Source organism: Treponema sp. OMZ 788 (genome assembly GCF_024181245.1).
Classification (GTDB): Bacteria; Spirochaetota; Spirochaetia; order Treponematales; family Treponemataceae; genus Treponema_B.
The window spans coordinates 1,715,140-1,731,098 of the sequence record NZ_CP051199.1 but is presented as its reverse complement, the minus strand read 5'-3'; the positions used below and the strand labels follow the sequence as shown (position 1 = coordinate 1,731,098).

Below are 15,959 nucleotides of genomic sequence, written 5' to 3'. Positions count from 1 at the left end.
GATATATTTAAGCTGTGGGTTACCTTTTAATCCGCAGCTTTTATTTTATGGAGGTATCAATTTTTTATGGAAGCAAAAAAACTGACAGAAACCGTATATTGTATTCATGCAGATATTCATGATAGAACTGCCCGCTTTGAAGGCATATGGCTATTGCCTCACGGCGTTTCTATAAATTCTTATGTTGTAAAGGGTGAAAAAACAGCCCTTATAGATATAGTAAAAGACTGGGACGGCTCGGTAGATTCTTACCGAAAGCAGCTTGAATCCATAGGCTTGTCTTTTTCTTCTTTTGATTATGTAATTTTAAACCATCTTGAGCCCGACCATGCGGACCTTATCAATCTTGTACGGGAAGAAAACCCTAGGGCCGAAATCTTGGCTTCTGCGAAGGGGGCTGCCCTTGTCGAAAACTTTTTTAAGATAAAAGATGGGGTTAGGGCCGTAAAGGACGGAGAAGTTTTGGATTTAGGCGGAGGAAAAAAGCTCGTTTTTTATGAAACTCCCAATATCCACTGGCCGGAGACCATGATGACCTATGACCCGGACGATAAAATTTTATTTTCCTGCGATGCATTCGGTTCCTACGGCTGTATAGGCGAAAAAATCTTTGATGATGAGCACACGGAAGATGAGCTTAAATTTTTTTGAAAACGAGGCTCTTAGATACTACGCCAACATTGTGGCAAGCTTCAGCACCTTTGTAAACAAGGGAATAGAAAAACTTGGTTCCCTTGAACTTAAATTTATCTGCCCGAGCCACGGCTTGGTTTGGAGGGGAAATCCTGCAAGAATCGTAAACCTCTATAAAAAGTTTGCAGATTACAATACCGGAGACGGAAGCGGGCTTGAAAAAACTATCTGTATTATTTGGGGCTCTATGTACGGCTATACCAAGGACGGCTTGGATGCCGTTATTGAGGGCATAAACGAAGAGGGTGTTGCATACTCTATTTACCGCATTCCCGACACCGATGCTACCTTTATCTTGGGCGAGGCCTACCGATCTGCAGGGCTCTTGCTGGCTATGCCCACCTACGAATACAAGATGTTCCCGCCTATGGCTCATATTCTTGACTTGTTTGAAAGGAAGCACTTTATCAACAAAAAGGTATTCCGTATAGGAAGCTGGGGCTGGGTAGGAGGAGCCAAAAAAGAATATGAAACCCGTATCGAAAAAATTTAAGTGGACCAACATCGAATCCCATGAATGGCAGGGCAAGATAAGCGAAGAGGATAGGCGTATCTTAAAAGAAAGAGGAAGAGAATTGGCAAGGGCCGTAAAAAACGGATAAAAAAAATTTATCTTGACATCTTACATTTTGTAGAGTATACTCATTTTTGTGGATAGACATTATTTTTGGTTAACATCATTTTTTTCTCATTTTTTCCTTTTAAGGGCTTGTGATAAAGTGAGGATGTTAACCTTGGTTTGAACTGACCCCATAAATTAGGACACCTTTTGGAGGTGTACAGATGGGAAAAATAGAGAAGTACAGTATTGACTTCAAACTAGAAGTTGTAGGAAAATATGAACGAGGAACATGCGGCTACAAAAGACTCGCCAGAACATATGGGCTTTCTCGAGATACCGTACGCGATTGGTGTCTAAATCCACGTCTGCATGAAATAACAACTATGGCTCGGAAAAAGAAAATTAACAACGAAGAGCACGACCTTGAATATTATAAAACGGCAGCTCTTTTTTGGGAAACGTACGCAAAGAATGTCGAAGAGGAACTTGCAAAACAAGGTAAAAAAACTCGTTTTGAAAACGATTCAGGACTGTCTGGCAATAGCACCGCACACGAAGATACGGAAATTGTGTAAAGTTGCAGGAGTTTCAAAGTCAACATTCTATTATAACCGGAACAATGACCGTCAAGCACAAAAGGATGAAGAAAGACAAAATGTTTTCGCCGATTTTTTATCAAAGCTGCATAACAATAAGATAAAGGTCAAATTCGACGATGATAAAACATTTACATTTTTTATCGAAGATCCCTTTGTCCGCATGACCCTCGAAGGTCTGCTTAAAAAAAATCAAGGTATTACTATCGACTATTCCTTTAACCGCGAACTTATAAAAATAAAAAGAGAAGATTTTATTACTTTGCTGATTGAGGAAAGTGCAAAAGGCAATAAAGATGAAAAAAACAATAAAGATGAATTTGTTAAGTCTTTACAAAAACAACTAACTGCCGAACAAATAAAAAAGTTCGGCTTAACAACACTAGCCATCATTGAAAAAAGTCTAAATCTGACAGCTCTTTTTATGCCTATCATAAAAACCGCCTTAAGTTTTATGTAAAAATAAACATTAGTTAAGGCTTTATAAAAATTAACTTTTTTAAAATTTACTATCCATTGCAAACAATTCTTATAATAATTATGAAGGGAAAATTTTTTTCTTTTAAATAATTATTATGAGAGGCTAATATGAAGCAAGTGTTTAAAATTACCCTCCGCAATGACTATGCTTTTAAAAAAGTATTCGGAGTAGAGGAAAACAAGGATATCTTACAGGATTTATTGGAATGTATCTTAGACATTCCGCCTGAGGATATCTCAGGTTTGGAAACTCTTGGATAAGGAGTTTCATAAGGAACTTTTAACTGAAAAGTTAGGTATCTTGGATATTAAGCTGCGATTAAAAGATGGAACCTTTGTAGATATTGAAATTCAAAACAGGTGGCATTTTGATTTTCCTGAAAGAACCTTGTATTATTGGTCCAAGATGTACAATGAAAGAATAAAACAAGGCCAAGACTATACAAATCTTCCAAAGTGTATTACAATAAACTTGATAGGACAAGGTTTTAATAAAAATAAGCGTTTACACAACAAGTATCTTATTCTTGAGCAAGATACAAAAGAGCCCTTAGTTTCTAAACTTGAGATTCATATATTAAACCTTGAAAAGGCAAGGCTCTTAAAAGAAAGTCAATGTAAAGATGATAAAATGAAACGCTTATTAACTTGGTTAAAATTTATTGAAACTGATGACAGGGAGGTAAGAAAAATGTTGGCAGAAACTTCTAAAGTAATGGCAAAAGCAAATGATAAAATTATAGTAATGGAAATGAGTCCTAAAGAAAAATGGCTATATGACTCACGCATGAAATATGAAAACGACAGAGCCTCATGTATAAGTGAAGGGTATAGAGAAGGAATTTTACAGGGTGAAATAAAAGGCAGACAGGAAGGAATAGAACAAGGTTTTGCCGAGGGCTCATACCACAACAAACTTGAAACAGCAAAAAATTTAATTGAAATGGGTTTTGCTGTAGAAGATATAGTAAGAGCTACAGGACTAGGCAAAGAAGAAATTGAGAAACTCTGATTAATTTGATAAATTAACTGCACCGGCCCGTAAAAAAAGGGTAAAAATCTTTGCTATATCTTGACATATTTGTACATTTAGTGCAAAATGCCTGTATTTAGTGAGGTGGATTGTTGGCAAGCGAAATTTTAACGATTGAAGAAGTTGCCCGTTATTTGCGTGTTTCAGAAAGAACCGTATACGAGTGGGCTCAAAAGGGTGAAATACCTGCCGGAAAGATTGGGACGGTCTGGCGTTTTAAAAAAGATGACATAGAAAGCTGGGTTGATGAAAGATTGGCCTCTCCAAAAACTTCTGCTCCTAAACAGCATAAAATAGCAACTGAAAATGTTTTGTCGCCCGATAGGGTAGTTATGTTGGATTATGCTTCAAAGCATGATGTATTGGTTATGATGTCCGAGGTTTTGGCAAAGGCTCCTCAGGTAAAAAATTCCGCAGAGCTTTTGGATGCCATTCTAAAAAGAGAAGCTCTTATGTCTACGGCTGTAGGAAGAGGTCTTGCCATTCCCCACGTAAGGCTCGCTTCCGTAACAGACTTGGTTATGGCTGTGGGCGTTTCTAAGAGGGATATTTTAGATTTTGATGCTATTGACGGGAATCCTGTACGGCTTGTCTTTATGATTGCCGCTGCAAACAACCAGCACGATTATTATTTGCAGACTATTTCTCATTTTAGTGCAAAACTGCGCAATGACGAACTTAAAAGCCGCCTCTTAAATTCGTCCGACCCCATGGAGATTTACGCCCTCTTGTGCGAATAGGGTGACATTTTGATGGAATCCGGGACTTTTTTAGGTCTTCCTAATTATGATTCTCCTGCAGAGCTCAAGGCTCTTTTAGAGACCTTGGGTTTTGCCATGCAAAAAAAATTCGGTCAAAATTTTTTAATCGATAAAAAAACTCGTGAGGCCTTGGTTTCTTTTTTGGATATAAGGGAAGGAACAAGGGTTTGGGAGGTAGGCCCCGGCCTTGGAGCCATGACGGCCATTTTTTTAGAAAAAGGAGCTTCTCTCACAGCCTTTGAAATAGATAAGGGCTTTATTTCTCTTTTAAAAAAATTCTTTTTGGAAAATGCAAAAACTGATTTTATCTTAGTTGAGGGCGATGTTCAAAAAAACTGGTTCCCTCATTTAAAAGCACACGGGAAACCGGATATATTTTTCGGTAACTTGCCGTATAACATAGCTTCCGAATTTATTTCTTCTACAATAGAAGCCGGAGCCGTTTTTGATACCATGCTCTTTACAGTACAAAAAGAGGCAGCCGAAAGGATTACGGCAAGCCCCAATCAAAAAAAACTATACGGCATTTTCGGTGCTTTGTTCCTTTTTTTATGATTGCAAGATAGTTAAAACAATTCCGGCTTCAGCATTTTGGCCGCAGCCCAATGTAGAATCTGCAACTGTCTTGTTTAAGGCGAAAAAAGAATTTGCCGGGTATAAAAATTTTAAGCTTTTTATCAAAATAGTAAAGGCTCTTTTTTCTTCCCGCCGAAAAAATATAAAGAACAATTTGGGTGCATGGATGAAATCAAACGGATACGGCGATAATACCGATCCTGTTTTGCAAAAAGCCGGATTAGACGGAAATTTGCGGGCCGAGTCCTTGGCCCTATATGATTTTTTGCGGTTATCTGATATAATGTCCTCTTTAGGACAAAAATAAATGAAGCATACAAAAAAGATAGCCTCTTTGATTTTATTTGTTTCTCTTTTTTCTATTTTTCCGGTTTATGCTGACGATGCAAGGGTTTCAAGAACTCCTGACCCCTATGGAGCAGAGGAATTTAAGCAATGGCAAAAGGATTTACGCCGTTTTGAGATTATTACCTTTGGGGCCTTGCCCTTTGTATCGCTTTTATCTTTTTGGACCTATGATATAGCCCGTTCGATAATACACAAGGGCGATCCGGCCTATAATCCCTGGCCTCTAAAGGATGCCAAGACTGCGATCAAGCTTACCGAAAAGGAACAGCTGAATATTTTTTTAACGGCTGTTGGAATTTCTTTGGCTGTTGCCGTAATCGATTTGACATACCGTTCAATTAAAAGAGCCAACGAAAAAAAGCAGGAACAAAAAACTGAAGAACCTTCGATTTTGCTGATTCCTCTTGAAGATAATCAAAATGTAAACCCTGAGGCGGCCGATGGCTCTAAATAGGATGAGCTCTTATAGATCTATATCCGAAAAGTTTAAGGTTGAAGGTCTTTTATCTCCTTGCAGAATTGATGTTTATTGTACCGAAAGGCTAAAAAATTTAAGCCGTTCCCAATTAAAAACCGGCTTAAAATCCCTTTTTGTAAATTCAAAAAAAGCTAAACTTTCCCGCAATGTTCAAAACGGAGATATTGTGGAGCTGGTGTGGGATAATCCTGTACCCGAATATGCCTACCCTCAAAAACTGCCTTTAAATGTTATTTATGAAGATGAGAACATTATCGTTATAAACAAGAAAAGGGGCTGTGTAACCCATCCTGCAGGCGGAAATTGGGATAAGACCCTTGTAAATGCCTTAAATTATTACAGGCTCTATGATTCCCAAATCAGCGATGAGTTTGCCGAAATTCTTAATAGTTTTTTAATTACAGAAGATAAATTACCAATTCTTGATAAGTTTCCCTTGGATCTTTACCGCATGGGCATTGTTCACCGTCTGGATAAAGAAACTTCCGGCCTTATAATTACTGCAAGAAATTCAAAAACCGAAAAACTTTTAAAATCATTTTTTAAAAAAAAGGGTGGTAAGAAAATATTATCTTGCAGTTCTTGACGGCGTTCCGCCTAAAACCAAGGGAAGGATAAAAACTTCGGTTTTTAGATCCGGCTCCGACAGGAAAAAAATTTAGGGTTTCAGGCGATTTGTCTAAAGGGAAGGCCGCTCTTTCATCATACAAGGTGCTTAAATCTAACGGAAACAAGTCCTTGGTGCTTTTTAGAATTTTTACAGGCAGAACTCATCAAATCCGTTTGCATGCAAAATTTATGGGCTGCCCTGTTGCAGGCGATAAGGTTTACGGTAAGAAAAAAGATACTCCTATGATGCTGCACGCTTATAAGATAGTAATTCCTTACGGCTCAAATTCAAAAAAAGAATTTACGGCTCCGATACCTAATGATTTTAAACAAATACTTATACGGGAGGCTTTATGTTAGTTGATTGTAAATTTTCTTCCAAGATTGAAGTGATTTTTGAAAATGAGGCTTATGCCGTTTTATATAAGCCGCGCGGGATTCCTACGGCTCCTTTGTCGGCTGATGAAGAAGGAACTTTAATTTCACATTTTTTAAAAAGATGCCCTGAAGCTTATGCAGTAAAAGGTAAAAAGGATATTGAAGCAGGCCTTATCCATAGGCTTGATACGGCAACGAGCGGCTTGGTTTTAATTGCAAAAAATCAGGAGACCTATGATGCTTTAGATTTGATGCAGTCAAATAACCTGATTAAAAAAACATATGCCGCCTTTACGGATATTAATGATGCGGCCGATTTAAACCCAGATTTTTCTCCTTCAAGTCTTCCGTATAGAATTTCAAGCCAGTTCAGAAGTTACGGCCCTAAAGGGAAAAAAGTTCTTCCGGTTTTTTACGGTATGAGAGGTTTTTGCTCTACAGGGAAAATTTATACAACCAACATTATCGAGATAATAAACTTTCCGCCTAGGGGAAATTCGGTGCCGATGGTTTCATGTACACTTACACAGGGCTTCAGGCATCAGGTAAGGGCTCACCTTGCTTCAATAGGACTGCCCATTTACGGAGACCCCTTATACAACGGAAAATTCAAAGATTTTCCGCAAGAAAAAATAGATTATCACTCCTATCCCTTGCAGCTATATGCTATAGGTCTTTCCTTCCCTGAGCCTAAAAAAAACTTTAAGCTTGAGGATCCAAAAGAGTATGTATCCTTTTCGCTTCGGCCGCCAGATAAAATGATCCTGTAATCAAAATAGGTCTGTTTTTTTTACGGCATTCGATGATTTCGTTTTTTATTGCTTCCTCATAGTCTTCATTTTTTTCTACTATACATGGAGTGCCATTTAGGGCTTCTTGTACGGCTTTGTAGCTTAAATCGGGATTGCTTTTTTTTGCAGTCCCCGGAATTGTTACAACTATTTTTGAAAAATGATTTTTAAAAAACGGAACCATGTCTTTTACATTTTTGTCTTCTGCACAGGCAAAGATAAGACTGCCTTTTTCTTTTACAAGTGCGGTATAAGTGCTCATGCAAAGGCCGATGCTGTTTTTGGTATGTGCTCCGTCAATTATGATTTCAGGCTTATCCGAAAGAAGCTCAAAGCGGGCAGGGAGCCAAGCCCTTGAAAGTCCTCTTTCGATAACTGCCTCATCCATCTCGGGGAAAAGATATTTGACCGTGCAGGCGGCAAGGGCCGCATTTTCTGCCTGAATGCAATCGAGGAGTTTTAGGTTTGCACTTATAGGCCTTTTAAACAGCTTGCTTAAATGATGCGAATCTTGAAAGTTAATATCGATTGTTAAGCCCGCCTTTGATAGATTGCAGCTTACAGGCTCTTTTACGGTTTCGGGGATATAAAAAAATTCGGCATTCAGCTCAGCCGCTCTTTTTTTAAAGACCCTTAAAGCCTCATCAGGCTGCTTACAGCAAAAGACCGGCGTGTTCTGCTTGATTATGCCGGCCTTCTCAAAGGCGATTTTTTCTATAGTGTCTCCTAGGTATTGGGTGTGTTCAAGCTCAATTGGGGTTAAAACGCAGGCTCTTGGTTTTAGGATGTTGGTCATATCCAGCCTTCCTCCCATGCCTGTTTCGATAACTGCCCAATCCGTTTTTTGCATACTAAAAAGCAAGAAGGCCGTAACCGTAACTATTTCGAACCAGCCCGGATCTATTTCGGGTTCTTTTTTAATAATCTCCTCAAAGCCCTTTACGATTTTTCTATAAGCAGAGGAGTAGGCTTCATCATCAAAAAAGCTGCCTGCCTGGGTCATCCTTTCTCTGAAGTCCGATACATGAGGCGATGTGTAAAGACCTGTTTTTTTTCCGGCTTCTTTTAAAATTGATGCAATCATGGTAGAAACCGACCCCTTGCCCTTTGAACCTGCAATATGCACCGATAAAAAATCATCTTGCGGATTCCCGAAAACTTGGGCAAATTTTCTCATTTTTTTAAGATTATCTTCGTCTTTATGTGCGTTTCTTTCATAATTTATAAAGGCATCCAGCCATATACCGAATTCTTCCGTGTTCATCAGGCTCCTCTTGTTTTTGAGTTTCGCTTAAAACCCTATTGCTAAAAAACAGAATATAGAATATTATATATATATGTGTCAAGTTATTCTACCCGATAATTTAAAAGGTTTTAAGATTTACATGATCGGCATTAAGGGCACAGGAATGACGGCTTTGGCGGAAATTTTGGTTTCTCGCGGAGCCGTGGTTTCAGGAAGTGATGTGCCTGAAAGTTTTTATACTGAAGATGCTTTAAAAAAACTTAATATAAATATTTTTTCTCCTTTTTCCTCAAATAATATTCCCGATGATGTAGGGCTTGTAGTTTATTCGGCAGCCTATTCTCCGGAAAATAATGAGGAAATGTATGAGATAGAACAAAGAAATCTGCCCAAGATGTCATATCCTGAAGCAATAGGGGCATTGTCACGCAATTCCTATTCTTGCGGCATAGCCGGGGTTCAAGGAAAAACCAGTACAACGGGCATTACCGGTTCTATCTTAAAAGAATTAAAGCTGCCCGTTTCCGTTTTGGCCGGAAGCGTGATAAAGAGTTTCGGCGATTCATGCACTATGCTTTCCGGATCAAAATACTTTGTTGCCGAAACTTGCGAATATAAAAGGCATTTTTTAAACTTTTACCCCAAAAAAATAATTTTAACCGGAATTGAGCCGGATCACCAAGATTACTATCCGACCTATGAGTCCATATTAACCGCCTTTTTGCAGTACATAGACAGGCTTCCGCAATTTAGCGAACTTTTTTATTGTGCAGATGATGAGGGGGCTTGCGAGGCTGCCCATCTAAGTTTTTCGAGCAGGCCGGATCTTGTTTTTATTCCCTATGGAGAAAAAGCATCGGGCGACTATAAACTTAATGTTTTGGGTGTGAGTGACGAAAAACTCTACTTTTCTCTTGCAGGCTTTTCCGGGGAATTTTATTTGCAGATACCGGGAAAGCACAATGCCTTAAATGCCGCCGCTGCAATAGCCCTTTCGGTTAGCCTTTTAAAGGAAGAAAATGGCGAAATATCTATGGCCGATGTTTCTGCCATAAAAAAGGCTATATCTTCTTACGCCGGAGCAAAGAGGCGTACCGAGCTTATAGGCAGGGTTTTATCTAAGGATATTTTGGTTTATGATGACTATGCACATCATCCTACGGCAATTAAATCCCTTTTGAGCGGACTGCGTCAATTTTATCCCAAAAGGCGTATCATTGCAGACTTTATGTCCCATACCTATACCCGTACCGAAGCTCTTTTGGAAGAGTTCGCTTCTTGTTTTGGCGATGCCGATATGGTTATTTTGCACAAAATTTTCAGCTCTGCACGCGAGCAATATCAGGGGCAGGTTGATGCCGAGCTCCTTTTTAACCGCACAAAAAAATACCATAAGAACGCCTTTTTCTTTAATGAGGTCTTGGATGCAAAGAAATTTGTTCTAGAAAAATTAAGACCGGGAGACCTTTTTATTACGATCGGTGCCGGCGATAACTATGTTCTGGGAACGGAAATATTAAAGGAGCTGAATGTTTAAATATGAAAAGCATGACGGGCTATGCCCTTACCGAAAAAAATGAGCCTAATTCCTTTATAAGTTTGGAAATAAAAAGCTATAATTCAAGATATTTGGATTTAAATTTAAATTTTCCTTTTTGGCTTTCTGCACTTGAGCCTGTTTTTAGATCATACTTTTCTGAAAGAATAGCCCGAGGAAAGGTTGAGGTTTCCCTCCATGTAAAGGATGCGGATATCGATGTAGACATTCTCACAAATACAAAGGTCGCAAAGGCCTATGCAAAGGCTATGAGGGAAGTGGCAGAAGCTGCCGGAATAAACCCCGAAATAGATATAAACCGCTTTTCTGAAAAAGACGGCGTAATCATAATAGAAAGAAACATAGATATTCCTGCTTGGGAAAATACCCTTCTTCCCATATTTGAAGAAGCATTTATAAAATACGATAAGACAAGGCTAGATGAAGGTGCTGTCTTAAAAAAAGATATTTTAACAAATCTCGATAGAATTTATGCCTCTTTAAAGATAATAAAAAAATATGCTCCTCAAATGGAAGAAATTTTTTGCCAGAATATTAAGGAACGATTTACCGAGCTTTTAGGCAGTGAAATAAACGAGCAGCGCATTATGCAGGAAGTTGCCGTAATGCTTGTGAAATATACGATTAACGAAGAAATTGTCAGGCTTGAAGCCCACTGTAATTCTCTATCTCAGGAGTTAAAGAAAAATGAACCCATAGGCAAAAAGCTCGATTTTATTTGTCAGGAAATAAACCGGGAAATAAATACCATAGGTTCAAAAAATCAGATGATTGAAATGTCTCAATCCATTATCGAAGTAAAAGATGCTCTTGAAAACATAAGAGAACAAAGCAGAAATGTAGAGTAGGTTTTATTGGAGAAAATATGAAAAAGACGGCTTTTAAAATCCCTGAAGGAAGGGAACTTCGGATTGCTATTTCCGGCCCTTCGGGTTGCGGAAATACTACGGTTTCTACATTAACCGCAAAGATCTTAAATTTACCCTGCATTAATTACACATTTAAAAATATAGCTAAGGAGCTAGGTCTTCCCTTTGATGAGGTTTTACGAAGAGCCCAAAAAGATTTTTCCTTTGATAGAACGGTAGATCAAAAACAAATCGAGCTTGCCTCTGCAAGATCCTGTGTTTTGGGTTCAAGATTGGCTATCTGGCTTTTAAAGCAGGCCGATTTGAAGGTTTATCTAAGAGCTTCTATAGATGTCCGCTCAAAAAGGATTCAAAAGAGAGAGGGCGGCGATATAGAAAAAATAAAGGCCGACACTAATTTGCGGGATCTTGAAGACACCCGAAGATATAAAGAATTGTACGGTATCGACAACACAAAATACGAAAAAGCTGATCTTATTATAGACACCGATAATATTTCACCGGAAAAAATTGTGGAGAAAATATTGGATGAACTTTATGATAGAGGTCTTTTAATTTAAAAAGTCTGCGATAGTTTGTCTATCCTCATCGGATAAATCCACAAATTTTAAATTTAGCACACTGTCAGTTGAAAGAATCTTACAATTCGGAACGATAAAATTATGCTCGATTTTTAAGGAGCATTGATCGAGAATCATGTCTACATTTAAGTTCCCCACATTGGCCGGCATATCCGGTAAAAATACCAGATCGTTTTCGGTTAAGTTTTTTACCGTTCCGGTTATTATGGTTTCGTTTATAGGATTTGTGAACAAAAATTGAACACTCTTTGAAAGATTTTTAATATGCTTGTAATTATACCTATCAAAAATCACTCTAAGCTCTTCAAGGATGTCTTTAAACTCATCATTTTCTTTTATATTTATAATGCCTTGAACGCCCAAAAACATTGCCTTATCTGCTTCATCTGCCGAAAAATCTGGAGGAGTCAAAAGGATTACCAGCATTTCCTCTCTTGATGTATCCCAGCGGATGTGCTGAGTGATAGGCTTCCAATGGCGCGGAAAGTCTCTGGAATTTATTATTACCATGTTGGGACTTATTTCTTCTATATTATCCAAGGCCTTTAGAGGAGAACGGTAATGTATCAGCTCAAATCCATACTCCGAAAAAAGAGGCTGTAGATCGTCGGTTGAGCGGGGTAAATCCGAAATCAATAATGCTTTCATTAAAATTCGTCCTTATTCTGTTCCTAAGTTTTCGACTATATAATCGTATACAGTCCATATACCGTCTTTTGAGGTCAAAAAATATGTAAACCTCTTTTTTTCTCTAAAATTAGAGTATTCAAACCATTCTATGACCTTAACCTCAGCCTGTGTGGCCGTATAGCCTGTATGCTCTATTTTAAACTCTACAGGAATAACGGCAATGTCCTTATCGACTCTTTCTTGGCTTAACTCGTGTTTGTAAACTTCAATCATCTCCATTCTTCCGGATTCGGATTCGGCCTTAAATCTTCGGTTTCGTGAAGGATCCCGCGATATCATCTTTTCCAAATCCATATAGAGGAAGAATTGCTCCCAAAGCGATTTTTGGCGTGCAGTCAAAAGATAGCCTATAACCTGGTCGGGAGGAATCGGTTTTGCCTGCAATATTTCTCCCGATATTGGAGAAACGGGAAGAGAGCCTAGGGCAGCTGCAGACGGTGCAGGTTTTACCTCAAGACTGAGCTTGTTTGAAACAACATGTAATTCCGAATTATCCGAATAGCGTTTTAGTTCGGGAAAAAACATTCCGCTGACCAAAAAGACTCCGGGTTCATTAATTTCGATGTAGTCTTTTAGGTTTTCGATAAAGGAGTAGGTTTCTCCCGGTTCTAAGGTTATTTCGCGGAAATAAATCTGACGGTTTGTGTTCCGTTTTCTCATCCATTCCGCCGTATGGCGTAATTGTCTGTTTTTGCTGTTGATAATCCCAAAATCTACGCTAAAAGATCTGTCGTCAGCAAGTTTAAATCTTAGGGTTTCGGAGTTATTGTTTGTAATCGAAATTTGTACAAAAATAGGTTCGGAGGCTCCGGCTCCCGGATAATAGACGCGCCTGTCATAAAATCTTATAGAAATATCGGCCTTGGAAACAGGTTCGGCCATGTTTTGAGCAAATATAAATAAAGACTGAATAATGCAAAAAATAATTATAACAACTTTTTTCACGTCAACATCCTCCGTTTTAGATTGAGAGTCTCTCAAACTATTATCGGCATTTTTTTTCTTTTTCATTAGTTTATACATTATACTCTATTGACTCAAGACTAATCAATAGAGTATACTAATCTCAATATGCTAATGTTTATTTTGAGTTATAGTATATAGCTTTTTTTTAAAATTAACAATACATATCAATATAAATATAGAGGAAAATATGTCAACTTTACAAGAAAAGTCAAAAAAATTAAGCACTCTCAGGCATAGTACTGCCCATGTTATGGCTGAAGCCGTAGTCAAACTTTTTCCCGGAACCAAGGTTGCTATAGGGCCTGCCATTGATTACGGATTTTATTACGATTTTGAACTTCCTCGACCGATCAATAATGATGATCTGCCTGTAATCGAAAAAGAAATGAGGAAAATTTTAAGTACTCATTCAGGTTTTGAAAAAGAAGTTATAAGCCGGGAAACAGCTCTTGAAATGTTTAAGGAACAGCCCTTTAAGATTGAACTTATAAACGGGCTTGCTGCCGATGAAGAGATAAGTATATATAAATCGGGAGAGTTTACCGACCTTTGCCGCGGCCCCCATGTTTGCTCGATGGCAGATATAAATGCTCAAAGTTTTAAACTGATGAAAACTGCGGGTGCTTATTGGCGTGGAGATGAAACAAAACCCATGCTTACCCGCATTTACGGCACCGTTTGGGAAAAACCTAACGATTTAAAAGAGTATTTGGCCATGCTCGAAGAAGCCGAAAAGAGGGATCACCGAAAAGTAGGCAAGGCTATGGATTTGTTACATGTTGATGAAGAAAATCCCGGACAAATATTTTGGCATCCTAAGGGCTGGACTCTTTATTTGACCATCCAAAACTATGTACGAAAACGCCTAAAGGAAGACGGCTATCTTGAGGTGCATACCCCCTTTGTTATGCCCCGCTCCTTGTGGGAAAGATCCGGCCATTGGGCAAAGTATAAAGAAAATATGTTCATCACCGAAAGCGAAAAAAGGCTTTTTGCCCTAAAGCCGATGAACTGTCCGGGGCATGTTGAAATATTTAAGCAGGGTATCAAAAGCTACCGTGATTTGCCCCTCCGCTTAGCCGAATTCGGTTCCTGTACCCGAAACGAGCCTTCCGGTTCATTGCACGGTATTATGCGTGTCCGCGGCTTTGTCCAAGACGATGCCCATATCTTTTGTACCGAAGAGCAAATTTCTTCCGAAGTTTCAAAATTCTGTGATTTGTTAAAGAGGATTTATGCCGACTTCGGTTTTTATGAGGATAAAATTCTCGTTAAATTTTCGACTCGCCCCGAGCAGAGGGTTGGAGATGATGCAACTTGGGACAGGGCTGAAAAAGCTTTGGCCGATGCCTGCATAGCTGCCGGCCTTGAATATGAAATTGCAGAAGGCGAGGGTGCTTTTTACGGGCCTAAGTTGGAGTTTACCCTTATTGATGCCCTGGGCCGTGAATGGCAGTGCGGTACCATACAGGTTGACTATCAGCTGCCTTCAGCAGAAAGACTAAACGCCGAATACATAGGGGATGACAACAATAAACATCATCCGGTAATGCTTCATAGGGCTGTTTTAGGTTCTTTGGAAAGGTTTATAGGAATTTTGATAGAAAACTGTGCAGGTATTATGCCTCCTTGGCTGGCTCCTGTGCAGGCTGTAATTGTTCCTGTAGCTCCGGCTTTCAACGAGTATGCCCAAAGAGTGCAAAAAATCTTGGATAAAAAAGGCTTTAGGGTTATAGCCGATGTCGGAACAGACCGCATGAATGCAAAGATCCGAAAACATCAGGAAGAAAAGGTAATTTATCAGCTCATTGTAGGTCAAAGCGAAATGGACAATAATTCCGTTGCAGTCAGAATGAGAAAGGGCGGACAAAAGGTTATGAGCGTAGAGGAATTTACCTCCTTCTTACAGGAAAAGATAGATTCTTTTGCCATAGATGCCGAATAAGGCTTTTTTTAAGTTAAGCGGTTATTTTTTGACCGCAGGGTGTAACACAATACCTACCTGTACCATAAGACCGTCAGAGCCCTTGCTTTTAAGTTTATCCCAAAGGTTCGAGAAGGGCAGGTAGGTTTTTAGCTGTACCCCGGCCTTCCATCCGGATTCTAAGGTATATTCTGCCTTAAGGCGTAATGATGGATAAATAAATCTTCCTTGCTGCCAAAAGTATCGGTTTATTTCTTTTACTTCATCCGAGGCCTTTAGTCCTTCGGGACCGGAATCATTAGGTTTTATGCCCGGCTCAAGCAAGCCGAAACGCATAAAAAAGGCAAGCCCTCCGCCCATGCTTATTGTCCATCTTTTTAAGTCAAATCTTGCCAAAAATGGAACATCAAGTAAAAAACTCATTGTAAGGGCAACTCTGTTTTCTATTTCGCAAATATAGGCCTTTTTACTGTAAAATCCATAATGAAAAAGCGAAAAATCCAAGGAAGGAACGATGCTTAGCATCTTGATACCCTTGTATTCGTACTCTGCTCCCAGATTTAAGGCTGTTCCCATAGGCGGGGCAGCTTGTTTTTTCAGGCTTGAAAATATTATCGAGGTTCCTATGTAAAAGCCGAAGTCTGAAGGCTCCTTGGTTAGAGCTTTGGGCTGAACTGTTTCAGCTGTTTGTTTGTTTTTTTCTTCGGTGCCTTGTTTTTTTTCAGCCTCTTGAGCATAAAGATTAAAACTTAAGCAAATTATAAGCAATATAGAAAAAAATAAGTTTGTTTTTTTGATCATAATTTCTCTCCGTTTTATT

General features: G+C 38.9%; 13 protein-coding genes and 4 pseudogenes. 13 read left to right on the top strand and 4 right to left on the bottom strand.

Features of this window, described 5'->3' with window-relative positions; translation table 11 throughout:
• Nucleotides 1–66 precede the first annotated feature (66 nt).
• The 9 genes and pseudogenes from E4O00_RS08495 (at nucleotide 67) to E4O00_RS08450 (ending at nucleotide 7,284) form a co-directional block, all read left to right on the top strand.
• Nucleotides 67–1,295, top strand: a pseudogene (locus tag E4O00_RS08495) (FprA family A-type flavoprotein).
• Between the two features lie 181 nt (nucleotides 1,296–1,476).
• Nucleotides 1,477–1,830 (top strand): transposase, encoded by a 354-nt coding sequence (locus E4O00_RS08490; RefSeq protein ID WP_253676949.1) that lies wholly within the window; start codon nucleotides 1,477–1,479, stop codon nucleotides 1,828–1,830.
• Entirely contained in the window at nucleotides 1,823–2,311 is a 489-nt protein-coding gene (locus tag E4O00_RS08485) for a hypothetical protein (RefSeq protein WP_253676948.1), read from the top strand. Before E4O00_RS08490 ends, E4O00_RS08485 begins: the two co-directional genes overlap by 8 nt.
• A gap of 128 nt (nucleotides 2,312–2,439) precedes the next feature.
• Nucleotides 2,440–3,343: pseudogene (locus E4O00_RS08480) on the top strand (Rpn family recombination-promoting nuclease/putative transposase).
• Nucleotides 3,344–3,456: 113 nt separating this feature from the next.
• On the top strand, nucleotides 3,457–4,104 hold the full coding sequence (locus E4O00_RS08475) for a PTS sugar transporter subunit IIA (protein ID WP_253679699.1): 648 nt from the start codon (nucleotides 3,457–3,459) through the stop codon (nucleotides 4,102–4,104).
• 12 nt (nucleotides 4,105–4,116) lie between these two features.
• A pseudogene (rsmA, locus tag E4O00_RS14270) lies at nucleotides 4,117–5,008 on the top strand (16S rRNA (adenine(1518)-N(6)/adenine(1519)-N(6))-dimethyltransferase RsmA).
• Nucleotides 5,009–5,503: a hypothetical protein gene (locus tag E4O00_RS08460; RefSeq protein WP_253676946.1), complete on the top strand. Its 495-nt coding sequence runs from the start codon at nucleotides 5,009–5,011 to the stop codon at nucleotides 5,501–5,503.
• A pseudogene (locus E4O00_RS08455) lies at nucleotides 5,490–6,496 on the top strand (RluA family pseudouridine synthase). Before E4O00_RS08460 ends, E4O00_RS08455 begins: the two are co-directional and overlap by 14 nt.
• Nucleotides 6,490–7,284 carry a pseudouridine synthase family protein gene (locus E4O00_RS08450; RefSeq protein ID WP_253676945.1) on the top strand — a complete coding sequence of 265 codons (795 nt, stop codon included), beginning with the start codon at nucleotides 6,490–6,492 and terminating at the stop codon, nucleotides 7,282–7,284. The pseudogene E4O00_RS08455 and the gene E4O00_RS08450 overlap by 7 nt, the downstream one beginning before the upstream one ends.
• Here E4O00_RS08450 and E4O00_RS08445 read toward each other — a convergent pair.
• Nucleotides 7,217–8,569, bottom strand: a complete 1,353-nt coding sequence (locus E4O00_RS08445) for a bifunctional folylpolyglutamate synthase/dihydrofolate synthase (RefSeq protein WP_253676944.1) — start codon at nucleotides 8,567–8,569, stop codon at nucleotides 7,217–7,219. The two genes, E4O00_RS08450 and E4O00_RS08445, sit on opposite strands and share 68 nt — an antisense overlap.
• Before the next feature lie 73 nt (nucleotides 8,570–8,642).
• Between E4O00_RS08445 and murC the strand changes: the two genes are divergently transcribed.
• Genes murC through cmk form a run of 3 tightly spaced genes read left to right on the top strand, consistent with a single transcriptional unit; the run spans nucleotide 8,643 to nucleotide 11,538 of the window.
• Nucleotides 8,643–10,088, top strand: a complete 1,446-nt coding sequence (murC, locus tag E4O00_RS08440) for a UDP-N-acetylmuramate--L-alanine ligase (protein WP_253676943.1) — start codon at nucleotides 8,643–8,645, stop codon at nucleotides 10,086–10,088.
• Nucleotides 10,089–10,090: 2 nt separating this feature from the next.
• Entirely contained in the window at nucleotides 10,091–10,957 is an 867-nt protein-coding gene (locus E4O00_RS08435; protein ID WP_253676942.1) for a YicC/YloC family endoribonuclease, read from the top strand.
• A 17-nt stretch (nucleotides 10,958–10,974) separates the two neighbouring features.
• Nucleotides 10,975–11,538 (top strand): (d)CMP kinase, encoded by a 564-nt coding sequence (gene cmk, locus E4O00_RS08430; RefSeq protein WP_253676941.1) that lies wholly within the window; start codon nucleotides 10,975–10,977, stop codon nucleotides 11,536–11,538.
• On the opposite strand, the gene E4O00_RS08425 is transcribed toward cmk, so the two are convergent.
• Together E4O00_RS08425 and E4O00_RS08420 are read right to left on the bottom strand one after the other, a co-directional pair.
• Entirely contained in the window at nucleotides 11,530–12,207 is a 678-nt protein-coding gene (locus tag E4O00_RS08425) for a hypothetical protein (protein WP_253676940.1), read from the bottom strand. The two genes, cmk and E4O00_RS08425, sit on opposite strands and share 9 nt — an antisense overlap.
• Nucleotides 12,208–12,219: 12 nt before the next feature.
• The gene (locus tag E4O00_RS08420; protein WP_253679695.1) at nucleotides 12,220–13,194 is read right to left on the bottom strand and encodes a hypothetical protein; all 975 of its coding nucleotides are present in this window, start codon (nucleotides 13,192–13,194) and stop codon (nucleotides 12,220–12,222) included.
• 208 nt (nucleotides 13,195–13,402) lie between these two features.
• Between E4O00_RS08420 and thrS the strand changes: the two genes are divergently transcribed.
• On the top strand, nucleotides 13,403–15,160 hold the full coding sequence (gene thrS / locus E4O00_RS08415; protein ID WP_253676939.1) for a threonine--tRNA ligase: 1,758 nt from the start codon (nucleotides 13,403–13,405) through the stop codon (nucleotides 15,158–15,160).
• A 21-nt stretch (nucleotides 15,161–15,181) separates the two neighbouring features.
• Here the strand turns inward: thrS and E4O00_RS08410 are convergent, their stop codons facing one another.
• The gene (locus tag E4O00_RS08410; RefSeq protein ID WP_253676938.1) at nucleotides 15,182–15,940 is read right to left on the bottom strand and encodes a hypothetical protein; all 759 of its coding nucleotides are present in this window, start codon (nucleotides 15,938–15,940) and stop codon (nucleotides 15,182–15,184) included.
• Nucleotides 15,941–15,959 lie beyond the last annotated feature (19 nt).